We start from the raw sequence: 13,184 nt of genomic DNA on the forward strand, positions 1-13,184 counted from the left end.
AAAATATGTTATGGAAAACAAAATTTTTTAAGATTATTTTAGACTATCTATTTAATATATTATGTGATGCATTGAATATAATTGAAAAAGCCTTTTATTAAAAGAAAAATGACACATACCGAAGTATATGTCATTCTTATGGTTTGATATAATATTTATTTAATTACATATTATCATCAGCGGTAGGACCGTAAAGACCGGGAACTTTATTTCCAGTTGATCTTAAATAGACAACCAGTTCTCCTCTGTGATGGTACAAATGATTGTAAAGAAAAGCTCTTACCACCTGAACTTTTGGCATAGGAGGGAAAAGTACATTGCCATTCATTTCCATTTTCCATTCATTAAAATAAGCGTTTTCATCAGAGTTTTCAAGAACTTTCTGAGCTTTCGCTACATTTTCTTCAAACTTGGCAACGATATTTTCCGCTTTGGAAATGTCTCCTTTGTCATACTGATAAGTACCCATATCAAAAACATCCAGATTGAAAGTGGACTCGTACCAGTTATAAACTTCTGCAATATGAGAAGCCAATTGGCCTGTTGTCCAGTTTTTTTCAGACGGTTTCCAGTTTAAGGCACTGTCGGGAATTGCTTTTAAAATTTTTCTTGTGTTTTCTGCTTCATGCAGAAATTCACCTAATAAGGCTTGTTTAATCATTTGTATGTGTTTTAAAAAATTAAAGTTATTTTGTAATATCTCTTCCAATTACCAGTCTCTGGATCTCAGAAGTACCTTCACCAATAGTACAAAGTTTAGAGTCTCTATAGAACTTTTCAGCCGGGAAGTCTTTTGTGTACCCATATCCTCCGAAGATTTGAACAGCATTGTTGGAAATTCTCACACAAGCTTCAGACGCATATAGCTTAGCCATAGCCCCTTCTTTTGTCATTTTCTGTTTTGCATTTTTCAACGTAGAAGCTCTTTGGATAAGAAGCTCTGCAGCATCAATTTCCGTTGCCATATCTGCTAACATGAAGTTGATAGCCTGGAAATCTGCAATAGGCTTTCCGAACTGATGTCTTTCTTTTGCGTATTTCAAAGCAGCTTTGTAAGCTCCTCTTGCAGTACCTAAACTTAAGGCAGCGATAGAAATTCTACCTCCATCCAATACTTTCATAGCCTGCTTGAAACCTTCACCTACTTCACCTAAACGGTGGGAATCCGGTACGCGTACATTATCAAAGATTAGTTCTGCGGTTTCGGAAGCGCGCATTCCTAATTTATTTTCCTTTTTTCCTGAAGAGAATCCAGGCATTCCTTTTTCTAAAACAAAGGCTGTAGAGTTATTCTTTGCACCTATTTCTCCTGTTCTTGTCATTACTACGGCAATATCTCCTGAAATAGCGTGAGTGATAAAGTTTTTAGCTCCGTTGATGATCCATTCATCACCATCTTTTACAGCAGTAGTAGACATACCTCCTGAATCTGAACCTGTATTGTGCTCTGTAAGCCCCCATGCTCCGATTACTTTTCCGGAAGCCAGCTGAGGAAGCCATTTGTGTCTCTGTTCTTCATTTCCGAATTCATAGATATGATTAGTACAAAGAGAGTTGTGTGCTGCTACTGAAAGACCAATAGATGGGTCAACTTGAGAAATTTCATCCAGAATTGTAACATACTCATGATAACCTAAGCCGGAACCTCCATATTGTTCAGGAACAACAATCCCCATAAAACCCATCTCACCTAACTGGTGGAATAAGTCTTTTGGAAAAGTCTGGCTTTCATCCCATTCCATAATATTTGGTCTGATGTTCTTTTCTGCAAATTCTCTAGCCGTCTCCGCGATCATTTTGATGTTGTCAATAGTCTCTGTATTCATATAATAATAGTTAGTTCCCAAAGATAACCAAATTGACGGAATGCTAAAACAAATTATTTCATTCGTAAAATTTAAGGGGCAATGCTTTTAATTTTCAATTTTTTATATTTCGATAATTAATACTTTCTTAATAAAACTTTCAGTCTTTTGCATTTTTTATTTCACTATTTTAGTCCCCCAATTTTTAAGGCATGAAAAAAATTCTATTTCCTCTTATTTTAATTTCCTCTTATTTTTCTGCGCAGGCACCTGCCGGATATTATAATGGAACAGCTGGGTTGACGGGTTATGCCCTGAAATCGAAACTTCACGATATTATTTCGGAGAAAATGATCAACTGGCATTATGACGACCTTAAGGGATATTATGGCCAGACTGATCTTGACAAATATTATGATCACGACGCTTCCAATACTCAATATCTGTTGGATATCTATTCTGAAATTCCCTCAGGGCCGGATGCTTATGAGTATACCGTAGATCAGATGACAGGTACAGCAGGTGCGGAAGGACTGGGGTATAACAGAGAGCATATGATGCCACAAAGTACATTCAGTACAAGTTCATCAATCAGCGATTACCCAATGTATTCTGATCTTAATTTTATTATTCCTGCTGATGCTAGAATTAACCAGTTAAGAAATAATTATCCTTACGGAATAGGAAACAGCACGAACCATTATATTTTCAGCAATACTTCGAGGATGTCTAATGCAGCCATTCCAAATTATCCTTATACCGGAAGGGTGTATGAACCTATTAATGAGTTTAAAGGTGATATTGCAAGGACTTTATTATACTTTGCAGTAAGATATGAAGGGAAATTAGGTTCGTTTAATACAGCTTATAGTACATCTGCCAACATAACACCTGCTACGGATCAATGTCCGCTTGACGGAACGGAAGAAAGAGCTATTGATCTTCCTTATATTGCTATGCTGAAGCAATGGAGCGCTGCAGATCCTGTTTCACAAAGAGAAATCGACAGGAACAATGCGATCTATACCATACAAAAAAACAGAAACCCATTTATTGATCACCCTGAATGGATTGATATGATCTGGTCTGAAACTCCTGATAGTGTAGCTCCTGCAGCTCCGGGATCACTGGTTTCAACACAGCAGAATGCTTATTTTGTCAATCTGAGCTGGGTTGCTGCTCCTGATGCTGATGTTTTAGGATACAGGATTTATATGAACGGTTCTACAACGCCTGTTGCTGTTACAAAGGGAACTTCTATAAGTATTGATCATCTGGCTCCTTCAACCACTTATACTTTTACTGTAAAAGCTTTTGATAAAGGATACCTAGAATCTCCGTTTAGTAATACCGCTACTGCTTCAACCATTGCTTCGGATTCTTATGCTCCGGATCTTATGATTACCAAATATATTTCGGGAACCAATACAGATTTTATTAAGAATAACGCGCTGGAAATCGTTAATAAAACAGGGCACGAGGTTAATTTAAATAATTACAGAATAAATATTCAGTTCAGAAATAACAGTTCAGGAGCTTACTATAGTGGAGATACCTATGAACTGGAGGGTAAAGTAGGAAATAATGAAACTTTTGTTATTTTGAATCCAAAAGGTACTTTGTCTTGCTACACCGCCGGGCAGGCAAAATTTGCAACGGCTTCTGATCCTATGATGTATGCGGGTGGAAACTATGTAGAACTTGCTTATAATAAGACTGTGACTGTAGATGCAATCGGAACAAAATTTACAACCAATAGTAACGGAAATGTATCTTTATATAGAAAGAGTACTATCAATCAGCCAACCAGTACATTCAGTATAGGAGAATGGGACTCTTACCCGTCCAACTACTGCCAGAATCTAGGTGGAACATTGTCTACTGCGGAACTGATTGCTAATAATAATGAATTTACCATCTATCCAAACCCGGTTTATGACAATCTTTATGTAAATGGAGAAACGGAAAAAGTAAAAACAGCCCAGATCATAGATCTTTCCGGAAAAGTGATCTACACAGAAAAAGATCCTTTCAGATATAAGAAAAGTATTTCTGTGCAGGGAATTCCGACAGGAATGTATTTCTTAAAACTTGATGAGAAAGCACATCAGTTTATTAAGAAGTAAAAGATTTTCAGTATTTAAATAATCATCATTTTTGTGACAAACCAAACCTCACAGGTTTCCAAAACCTGTGAGGTTTATTTTTATATGGTGTAGAAATGATTCAAAAGATTGCTTCGCTTTGCTTGCAATGACTGTTTAGCCCTGATAGAAGCGGTTACCCCGGAGCATAAGTGGTAAAGGTGAGGGATTAAAGCGCTGGAATAGGAAGGAGCGAGGAGTATGAGTGGATAGCAGGAATAGCTTCTTCCATAAAAATAAGGTGAAAAAATGTAGAGTTAAAGTAAATGTAATAACAAAATATTTATCAGTTTCTTGCATTTTTATAATTTTGCTTTTTTGTTAAAGCCTTAAAAACCTTATGTTTACTGCATAATTGATATAAGCTGATTCGCTAATAATCAATATCTATAAGTCTTTCTGCTTATATCTTTTATATATAAGTAATTATGCTTATATTTGCAGTATGATAGCGGTCATTACCGGTGATATTATAAATTCACAGCATGCGGACACGGAAGTTTGGATTACCAAACTTAAACATCTTCTCGAAAAATGGGGAAGCGCTCCTGGCACATGGGAAATCTACAGAGGAGATGAGTTCCAGTTCAAATGTAAAATTGATGACGTTTTCTGGCGTTTTCTAGCCATAAAATCTCTTATTAAAAGTCAGGAAAACTTAGATGTAAGGATGGCCATAGGCATCGGTGAAGAAAGTTTTTCTTCTGAGAAAATCACGGAATCTAATGGTACAGCCTATGTAAATTCCGGAAGACTGCTTAATGATCTTAAAAGTGATGGGCATACTGTTGCTATCAAAACATCCAGTGATCCGGTGGACAGGGATCTTAATATCCTGTTGAAATGGTCGTCCAAAGATTTTGATAACTGGACGATGGCTACTTCAGAGATTATTCATGAGATGATCATGAATCAGGATATTACACAGGAAGATCTTGCTAAGAGATTTGCTATTTCACAGTCTTCTGTAAGTCAGAGACTGAAACGAGCCAACTATGAGCTCATCGTGGAAACCAATCAGTATTTCAGAAAGAAAATCTCAGAATTATAGGCATGATCTTCATCAAACTCATATTGGCACATCTACTTGGAGATTTTATACTTCAGCCAAATTCATGGGTTGCAGATAAGGAAAATTATAAACTAAAAAGTAAGTTTTTATACTTTCATATTCTGATTCACACCGCTTTAAGTTTTATTTTCCTTTGGGATTTACAACTTTGGTGGGTAGCTCTACTGGTGGGTGTCACTCACTTCATGATTGATGCAGCGAAGCTTATATTTCAGAAGGTAAAGACTAAAAAAAGATGGTTTTTCATTGATCAGCTGCTGCATGTTCTGGTAATTGCAGGAGTTTCTTTTTATTTCCAGGAATTCAGCTTCGGATTTTTACAGAATCAGGAATTTTTAAAGATCATCATGGCGGCATTGTTTCTGACAACACCTGCTTCTATTTTTATCAAAATCTTATTGTCATCATGGACGCCTGCTCCGGATGGCCCCAATACTATTCAAACCGAATCTTTATCAAGTGCCGGAAAATATATCGGAATTTTAGAACGTCTGCTGGTTTTTACTTTTATCATGGTGAATCATTGGGAAGGCGTAGGTTTCATGGTAGCTGCAAAATCTGTTTTCAGATTCAGCGACCTTGCACAGGCAAAACAGAGAAAGCTTACAGAATATGTATTAATTGGTACACTGCTGAGTTTTGGGCTGGCTGTCTTAACAGGAATAATAATAAAATAAATCAATAAATCTAACTACAATTTAGAAAGTAAAATTATGAGTCAAAAGAAAGAAATGTTGTACGAGGGGAAAGCAAAACAGGTATTTGCTACCGATAATCCTGATGAAGTAGTAGTACGTTTCAAAGACGATGCTACAGCATTTAACGCTCAAAAGAAAGGTCAGGTTGACCTGAAAGGGGAAATGAACAATGCAATCACAACCCTTATTTTTGAATACTTAAATGAAAAAGGAATCAAAACTCATTTCATCAAGCAACTAGACGAAAGAGAGCAGTTGGTAAGAAAAGTATCTATCATTCCTTTGGAAATGGTGGTAAGAAACTACTCTGCTGGAAGCATGGCACAAAGATTAGGAGTAGAAGAAGGAATCAAATCTCCGGTAACTATCTTCGATATCTGCTACAAAAAAGACGAATTGGGAGATCCGCTTATCAACGATCATCATGCTGTTTTCTTGGGAGCAGCTACTTATGAAGAGCTTGACGAAATGTATGAGCTTACTTCAGATATCAACGAAATCCTTATCGATCTGTTTGACAAGATCAACATCATCCTGGTAGATTTCAAAATCGAATTAGGTAAAACTTCAGACGGTGAAATCATCTTAGCAGATGAAATCTCTCCTGATACTTGCAGACTTTGGGATAAAGATACCATGAAGAAATTAGATAAAGACAGATTCAGAAGAGACTTAGGAGAAGTTACTGAGGCTTATGTTGAAATTTATAATCGTCTTAAGAATTTACTTGCAAAATAATTTTAGAAATAATTCCTTTGAAGGAACTTGTAGCTGAAATTTATTCATTAAAAGCAAGTTTAAAATTATAATTGAAGTTAACTTAGACTAATTTCTAACATCTAATATCTAACTTCTAATCATTAGAAAAAATAGAAATGAAAAGTTTAGACATTCATAAAAGTGAATATTTAAAACAGTTTGAAACCCAGACTTACGGAAGAAATCTTTTCAGAACTCAGGAAGAGGAAAGACTGGATGCTCCTAATGAAGAGTGTGGGATCTTCGGATTGTATTCGGATAATGATCTGGATACTTTCTCCCTTTCACAGTTTGGTCTTTTCGCATTACAGCACAGAGGTCAGGAAGCTTGTGGTATTTCCGTTTTAAAGGATGGAAGAATCACGAACATGAAAGACGAAGGACTGGTTTTAGATGTTTATAAAGAAATTCAGGAACCTGAAACTTTTATGGGAAATTCTGCAATCGGACATACCCGTTATACCACTGCAGGAGATAAAAAGAAATATAACTTCCAGCCATTTTTCGCAAAAAACGAATATGACCAGATTATACTTTCTATAGCACACAACGGTAACCTTACCAATGCAAAAGAATTAAAAGCAGAATTAGAAGCTGAAGGCGTAGTTTTCAGAGCTACTTCAGATTCTGAAGTCATCCTTAGACTGATCCAGAAAAACCTTGATTTAGGTCTTCGTGGAGCTATCAAAGCAACCATGGAAAAGATTGAAGGCGCTTATTCCGTAGTAGGGATGACCAGAAATAAATTTTTTGCATTCAGAGACTTCAATGGAATCCGTCCATTGGTATTGGGAGCTATTGACGAAAGATCATATGTAGTGGCTTCAGAATCTGTAGCATTAGATGCTGTAGGAGCTCAGTATGTACGTGATATTCTTCCTGGTGAGATCATTTATACCAATGAAAACGAACCGGGGAAACTTCATTCTTATATGATGGATGAAGCGAAAGGAAAGCAAAGAATCTGTTCTTTTGAATATATTTATTTTGCAAGACCTGACTCTACATTAGAAAACATCAATGTATATGAAATCAGAGAAAAGTCTGGTGAGAAAATCTGGGAACAAGCTCCTGTAGAAGCTGATTTGGTGATTGGAGTTCCGGATTCCGGAGTTCCGGCAGCTATTGGTTTCTCAAAAGCTTCAGGAATACCTTTCCGTCCTGTTTTAATCAAAAACAGATATATCGGAAGAAGTTTCATCGTTCCTACACAGGAAATGAGAGAAAGGGTAGTGAACCTTAAGCTAAACCCAATTATCTCTGAGATGAAAGATAAGAAAGTAGTGATCATTGATGACTCTATCGTTCGTGGTACTACCTCTAAGAGACTGGTTAAAATCTTAAAAGATGCAGGCGTAAAAGAGATTCACTTCAGAAGTGTTTCTCCACCTATTATCGCTCCATGTTATCTGGGAATTGATACTCCGTCTAAAGATGATCTGATCTCTGCCAATATGACTACAGAAGAACTTAAAAATTATCTGGGTGTAGATTCCTTAGAGTTTTTAAGCATAGACAACCTGAAAGATATTTTAGGATCAGCCAATCACTGTTTCGGATGCTTTACCGAAGAATATCCTGTAGAAAAAGGAGAAGAGGTAGATTTATTCAATTAATCTCTTTATTGAAATAGTAAAAATAAAAGAGCTGGGTTTATAATCCGGCTCTTTTGCTGTATAAATGTAGCAAAAGTTTAATATTCCTGTATTATACAATATATAATGGAGTTTTATTTTTGTTGGATTAAAAATTTCAGGATATGAAACATGCATTTTTTACGGGTATTCTTATGGTAGTTGCCCAGCTTTATTCTTCACAGACTTTTGATAACGAGGCACACCGCGGAGGAAAATCTCTTTATCCTGAAAATACAATCCCGGCAATGAAGAATGCCTTGAAAATGAATGTCACCACCCTGGAAATGGATCTTGCCATCACGAAAGACAAAAATGTTATTCTTTCCCACGATTCTTTTCTTTCACCTGAGCTGGTTACAAAGCCGGACGGAACTTATATCCCAAAAGATTCTGGGTTTTATTACAAAATCTATGAAATGTCTTATGCAAAGATTAAAACATTTGATGTTGGTTTAAAAAAATTAGATAACTATCCGGATCAAAAGAAAATGAAGGTTCAGAAACCTCTCTTTTCAGACGTTATAGACGCAAGTGAAGCGTATGCCCGTGAACTGAAGAGGCCATTGCCTTTTTACAATATAGAAACAAAAACGCGTCCCTTCTCTGACAATATATTTCATCCGGAGCCGAAAGAATTTGTTGATCTGATGATGAAGATTATCGTAGATAAAAAGATTCAGGACAGAGTGATCATCCAGTCTTTTGATCCTAGAACCCTCGAGATCCTTCACAAAGAATATCCTAAAATCAAGACTGCTTTACTGGTAGAAAAAGTAGATGATAAAAAACTGGCTCAGCAGCAGGCTTATTTTAAAAACATTCCTGCAGAAAAATTCAAAATGTATCCTGATCATCTGAGTGGAGTAGCTGGAGATATGAAATTCCTAAGCTTTACTCCAACAATTTACAGTCCCGATCATCATCTTGTTACACCTCAATTGGTACAGGAATGTCACGCATTAGGCATGAAAGTCATCCCATGGACAGTGAATACCAAAGAAAGATTAAAAGAATTAAAAGAAATGGGAATAGACGGAGTGATCAGTGATGACCCGAGAATATTTGAATAACAATTGAGATGACTTAAATGCATAAAATAAATAGCCGGAAGAAATTCTTCCGGCTATTTTATGCGTGCAGGTTAATGCACTTCGGTTAAAAAATTGGTTCTTCTAATTAGAATTTATAGTTCAGTCCTAACTGAAACACTCTGTTGTTGTTTTCAGCGGCAGGTCTGCTCTTTTCAATTTTTGTCAAACTGTTTACATATCTTGCACTGATACCGATATTAGGAGTGATGTCATATCCTAAACCAAGACCCAATCCAAAGTTGAATCTATTGATATCATCTTTGTTGATATCTTCAGTATTTGAACTTGTAGTAGTGGTAGTAACACCTCCTGTAGTACTTGCTACAGTAGTTTCTCCTTTAGTTTTGCCATTGATGAAATAACTGAATTCAGGTCCTGCTTCAATATAAAACTTATCAGTAGGTCTCATTTGAACCATTAATGGAACTGAAATGTAGTTCATCTTTATTCTGCCTTCTTCTTTAGTCTTTACATTCGTAACTCCATTATCAGTTTCTGTAGAAGAAAATACATCTTTTGCACCCATTTGGTTGTATAATACCTCTGGTTGGATACTGAATTGTTTTGAAATTGGAATATTAACGAATGCACCTGCGTGGAAACCTAGTTGCTGGCTATTGATACCAAACTTCTGCTCACTGAAATAAGCTGAGTTTCCTCCTGCCTTGATCCCGAATCTAACGGGTTGAACATCTTTTTTTAGAGGTGATGCATTTACTGTTTTCGTTTCTGTCTTTGTTTCTTGAGCGAAAGCTAGTGTACCAGCAGTTAATGCTAATCCTAAAATTAACTTCTTCATAATTTAATTTTTTAATTTTACTATTTGTGTGTTGGATGATTACTCAATCTGACTCCAATTATTTTGCAAATTGCTTGCCAAAGTCGAAAAACACCTATTTAAAGGGCTTTTCAGACGGTTTTTAAAATGATTTTCATCAACGTTTTTCCCTTTTTAATGAATAAATAGGATGTCATACTCCATATTTTGTGAAAAAAGTTGAATATTAAAAAAGTATCATTGCAGATCATTGAAATGATAAAAAAATAAAAAACAACAGTATTTTTTAGTAAAATAATAAGCTGTTCGGGTTGTTTTTAGGATGGAAATAAAAATGCCGGACTTTAAAAAAGAGTCCGGCATTCATTTTGAAAATAATAAATATCTCTATTTAAATTGATAAGCTACTCCAATCTGAAGAGCATTATTTCTTACTTTATTGTTATAATAGTTATTCTTAAAAAGCTCTGTAATGCCTGCTGTAAATCTCGCGGTTACTCCAAAACTCTGAGTAAAATAATATCCTGCACCAACACCTATCCCGAAATTGAATCTATTGTATAGTTCCATTGGTATTTTATTCGAAAAACTTTCACTGCTAACGGTTGTGGAACTGCCATATGTATTTTCAGTCCTTTGATCTCCTTTTGTTTTTCCTCCTAAAAGATACCCGAATTCCGGCCCTGCCTCTACATAAAGTTGAGGAAGAATTTTGTACTGAACCATCACAGGAAGAGTAAGATAGTTCAAATTTGTTGTATAGCTGAATTCCTGTCTTATCATATGGCCATCTAAACCAGATGGATAGACGTATTTCTCTTCTGTTTTTGAACCCATTTGACTAAAAAGAAGCTCTGGCTGTACGCTGAACTTTTCTGCAACCGGAATATTGACAAATACTCCAACATGAGAACCTAATTTTATTTTTTCATTGTTATCCCCATATTCACTATTGCTATTGCTAACTGTAGTTGCATTGAATCCTGCTTTTACCCCAAATCTGACAGGAGATTTTGAAGATGCTGATTGTTCTTTTTCCTGTGCATTAATTAAAAGTGATCCGGCAAGTGTAAGTCCTAGAAATATTCTTTTCATGGTTAAAGTTTTAATTTTCCTTGTCTGCGTCAAAATACCTGCCACAAAGGGGAGAAGTGATAAAAATCATGCGATAAGGCGAAAAAGTCAGGCTTAAACTAATAAACCTGACTTTTTCTATTGAAATCAAAATGTATCTAATTGTGGGGCAAAACACTCTATAGTATTTTGCTGTGCACTTTAATGCAGCTTCCGTTAAAGTTTATAATGGTAATAGTTCGGTTTTAGTATTGAAATTCAATTGATAGATCAGCTGAACCAATACCTATTTCATTGTAAACACAGAAACTGTAAGTTGGAAATTTCCGCAATAGAGTACAATCACTACTTCAATACGCAAATTTCTTGCCAAAAAACATCAACGAAATAAAAAAGCCGGATTAAATATAATCCGACTTTGTATTCATTAGAAAGTTTGCCTTTAAAAGCTCACTTAAGTTCTTAGAATTTATAAGCTAAACCAACTTGGAATACTCCGTTTCTTGAAGCATCATCAGTATTGTTTTTAGGAACATCAGATAGTCCGGCAGTATATCTAACATTCACTCCAATATTTTGTGTGAAGTAGTATCCAGCTCCAAGACCAATTCCAAAATCAAAAGTTTTTACATTGTCTTTAATGTCTACAGATACACCATTACTTTTTCCTTTAGCACTGATAAGGAAACCGAATTGAGGACCAGCCTCTACATATAGGTTAGGAATCAGGTTGTATTGTAACATTACTGGTACTGCGATATAATCCATATTAATTTTTGCACTGCTATTAGATTTTGCTTTACCACCCAAACCACTGTATAATACTTCCGGTTGTACAGAGAAGTCTTGTGCTACTGGAATGTTTGCAAAAACACCTCCATAAAATCCTGCTTTAGAATTTAAATCACTGTTGGAAATATTTGAGATATTAAGACCTGCTTTTAATCCAAATCTAACTGGAGAAGATGCAGCAGTAGAAGTTGAAGTCTTCTGAGCGAAAGTGAAAGTACCTGCTACTAAAGCCAGGCCTAAAATTAACTTTTTCATAAGTTTATATTTTAATAGTTTTTAAGTTTTATTTAACATTTCATTACGGATCAAACAACGTGCCAAAGTCAAAAGTTCCTGCTAATCCTTTATTAATCACCTTTTTTATAGAATATTTTTTTAAGCATAAAAAAAGACCAGATTAATTTTTTAATCTGATCTTTTCTATTGAATATAAAATTTGTTAGTGAATGTGTATGCTTACTTAAATTTATAAGCTAAACCTACCTGGAATAGGTTGTTTCTTGTAGCATCAGATCCACTAGGTCTGTTTTTCGCCACATCGGTTAAACCTGCTACATATCTTGCTGTAAGTCCTAAATTCGGAGTGAAATAATACCCAGCACCAAGACCGATACCAAAATTAAATGTATTTAAATTGTCTTTGTAGTTATCAGTGGTATTTGACTGTCCGTTAGATTCATTTTTGAACTTGTTTTTAGCACTTACCATGAAACCGAATTCTGGTCCTGCTTCCACATAAAGGTTAGGAATCAGGTTGTACTGGAACATCACAGGTACTGTAATATAATCTAATTTAGTAGAAGCTGAATATTTTGTTCCTGCTAAAGTATAATCTGATTTATTACCATATTGTGAATACTGTACCTCCGGCTGAACACTGAATGAAGCGGCCAATGGAATGTTTGCAAATACACCTGCGTTGAATCCTATTTTAGATTTCTGATCATCAAGACCACTGTCTTTTGAAAGTGAAGATACGTTCATTCCTCCTTTTACCCCGAATGTTACCGGATTAGAAGATGTATTTCCTGTTTGTTGAGCGAATGCGAATGTTCCTGCAGTTAACGCTAATCCTAAAATTAACTTTTTCATAACTTTAATTTTTTTAATTTTACTCTTTCTTAATTTTAAATTTTACTACTGTTCAGCATTTTCAGTTGAACGCAGAGTATCTTTCAAATTGCTTGCCAAAAATATTTTTTATGAGTAAAATCAATAAAAAAATCACTTAGCGTTTAAGTGATTTTATTTTTATTATATTGATTTTTAGTTGGTTATGAATTTAAATAAACATTTGTTTAGAAAGAATTTAAATTGACATTTTTGTCAAAAAA

General features: G+C 35.3%; 12 protein-coding genes. 6 read left to right on the top strand and 6 right to left on the bottom strand.

What is annotated here, in order from left to right; translation table 11 throughout:
* Positions 1 to 163 precede the first annotated feature (163 nt).
* Both LKL37_RS05685 and LKL37_RS05690 read right to left on the bottom strand, forming a co-directional pair.
* On the bottom strand, positions 164 to 661 hold the full coding sequence (locus LKL37_RS05685; RefSeq protein WP_431609608.1) for a DinB family protein: 498 nt from the start codon (positions 659 to 661) through the stop codon (positions 164 to 166).
* Positions 662 to 686: 25 nt separating this feature from the next.
* Positions 687 to 1,826 (bottom strand): acyl-CoA dehydrogenase family protein, encoded by a 1,140-nt coding sequence (locus tag LKL37_RS05690; RefSeq protein ID WP_129040510.1) that lies wholly within the window; start codon positions 1,824 to 1,826, stop codon positions 687 to 689.
* Between the two features lie 191 nt (positions 1,827 to 2,017).
* Between LKL37_RS05690 and LKL37_RS05695 the strand changes: the two genes are divergently transcribed.
* The 6 genes from LKL37_RS05695 (at position 2,018) to LKL37_RS05720 (ending at position 9,185) form a co-directional block, all read left to right on the top strand.
* Positions 2,018 to 3,931, top strand: a complete 1,914-nt coding sequence (locus LKL37_RS05695) for an endonuclease (RefSeq protein WP_431609609.1) — start codon at positions 2,018 to 2,020, stop codon at positions 3,929 to 3,931.
* A 463-nt stretch (positions 3,932 to 4,394) separates the two neighbouring features.
* Positions 4,395 to 5,000: a SatD family protein gene (locus tag LKL37_RS05700; RefSeq protein ID WP_431609610.1), complete on the top strand. Its 606-nt coding sequence runs from the start codon at positions 4,395 to 4,397 to the stop codon at positions 4,998 to 5,000.
* A 2-nt stretch (positions 5,001 to 5,002) separates the two neighbouring features.
* Complete coding sequence (locus LKL37_RS05705; protein ID WP_431609611.1) at positions 5,003 to 5,698, top strand: DUF3307 domain-containing protein; 696 nt, start codon at positions 5,003 to 5,005, stop codon at positions 5,696 to 5,698.
* Positions 5,699 to 5,734: 36 nt separating this feature from the next.
* Positions 5,735 to 6,457 (top strand): phosphoribosylaminoimidazolesuccinocarboxamide synthase, encoded by a 723-nt coding sequence (gene purC / locus LKL37_RS05710; RefSeq protein WP_065397805.1) that lies wholly within the window; start codon positions 5,735 to 5,737, stop codon positions 6,455 to 6,457.
* Between the two features lie 137 nt (positions 6,458 to 6,594).
* Positions 6,595 to 8,094: an amidophosphoribosyltransferase gene (gene purF, locus LKL37_RS05715; RefSeq protein WP_431609612.1), complete on the top strand. Its 1,500-nt coding sequence runs from the start codon at positions 6,595 to 6,597 to the stop codon at positions 8,092 to 8,094.
* Positions 8,095 to 8,237: 143 nt separating this feature from the next.
* Positions 8,238 to 9,185 carry a glycerophosphodiester phosphodiesterase family protein gene (locus tag LKL37_RS05720; protein WP_431609613.1) on the top strand — a complete coding sequence of 316 codons (948 nt, stop codon included), beginning with the start codon at positions 8,238 to 8,240 and terminating at the stop codon, positions 9,183 to 9,185.
* 106 nt (positions 9,186 to 9,291) lie between these two features.
* On the opposite strand, the gene LKL37_RS05725 is transcribed toward LKL37_RS05720, so the two are convergent.
* From LKL37_RS05725 to LKL37_RS05740, 4 genes are all read right to left on the bottom strand, one after another.
* Complete coding sequence (locus LKL37_RS05725) at positions 9,292 to 10,005, bottom strand: porin family protein (protein WP_105702039.1); 714 nt, start codon at positions 10,003 to 10,005, stop codon at positions 9,292 to 9,294.
* A gap of 366 nt (positions 10,006 to 10,371) precedes the next feature.
* Positions 10,372 to 11,079 (bottom strand): porin family protein, encoded by a 708-nt coding sequence (locus LKL37_RS05730; protein ID WP_431609614.1) that lies wholly within the window; start codon positions 11,077 to 11,079, stop codon positions 10,372 to 10,374.
* A 441-nt stretch (positions 11,080 to 11,520) separates the two neighbouring features.
* Positions 11,521 to 12,105, bottom strand: coding sequence for a porin family protein (locus LKL37_RS05735; RefSeq protein WP_431609615.1), 585 nt, complete (start codon positions 12,103 to 12,105; stop codon positions 11,521 to 11,523).
* Positions 12,106 to 12,306: 201 nt separating this feature from the next.
* The gene (locus LKL37_RS05740) at positions 12,307 to 12,942 is read right to left on the bottom strand and encodes a porin family protein (RefSeq protein ID WP_431609616.1); all 636 of its coding nucleotides are present in this window, start codon (positions 12,940 to 12,942) and stop codon (positions 12,307 to 12,309) included.
* Between the last annotated feature and the right edge of the window lie 242 nt (positions 12,943 to 13,184).

This window comes from Chryseobacterium sp. 'Rf worker isolate 10' (assembly GCF_050753305.1).
Taxonomy (GTDB): domain Bacteria; phylum Bacteroidota; class Bacteroidia; order Flavobacteriales; family Weeksellaceae; genus Chryseobacterium.

Excerpts from the sequence above, each read along its gene's own strand:
- LKL37_RS05685 (WP_431609608.1), bottom strand. The coding sequence starts at position 661 with ATGATTAAACAAGCCTTATTAGGTGAATTTCTGCATGAAGCAGAAAAC.
- LKL37_RS05690 (WP_129040510.1), bottom strand. The coding sequence starts at position 1,826 with ATGAATACAGAGACTATTGACAACATCAAAATGATCGCGGAGACGGCT.
- LKL37_RS05695 (WP_431609609.1), top strand. The coding sequence starts at position 2,018 with ATGAAAAAAATTCTATTTCCTCTTATTTTAATTTCCTCTTATTTTTCT.
- LKL37_RS05700 (WP_431609610.1), top strand. The coding sequence starts at position 4,395 with ATGATAGCGGTCATTACCGGTGATATTATAAATTCACAGCATGCGGAC.
- LKL37_RS05705 (WP_431609611.1), top strand. The coding sequence starts at position 5,003 with ATGATCTTCATCAAACTCATATTGGCACATCTACTTGGAGATTTTATA.
- purC (WP_065397805.1), top strand. The coding sequence starts at position 5,735 with ATGAGTCAAAAGAAAGAAATGTTGTACGAGGGGAAAGCAAAACAGGTA.
- purF (WP_431609612.1), top strand. The coding sequence starts at position 6,595 with ATGAAAAGTTTAGACATTCATAAAAGTGAATATTTAAAACAGTTTGAA.
- LKL37_RS05720 (WP_431609613.1), top strand. The coding sequence starts at position 8,238 with ATGAAACATGCATTTTTTACGGGTATTCTTATGGTAGTTGCCCAGCTT.
- LKL37_RS05725 (WP_105702039.1), bottom strand. The coding sequence starts at position 10,005 with ATGAAGAAGTTAATTTTAGGATTAGCATTAACTGCTGGTACACTAGCT.
- LKL37_RS05730 (WP_431609614.1), bottom strand. The coding sequence starts at position 11,079 with ATGAAAAGAATATTTCTAGGACTTACACTTGCCGGATCACTTTTAATT.
- LKL37_RS05735 (WP_431609615.1), bottom strand. The coding sequence starts at position 12,105 with ATGAAAAAGTTAATTTTAGGCCTGGCTTTAGTAGCAGGTACTTTCACT.
- LKL37_RS05740 (WP_431609616.1), bottom strand. The coding sequence starts at position 12,942 with ATGAAAAAGTTAATTTTAGGATTAGCGTTAACTGCAGGAACATTCGCA.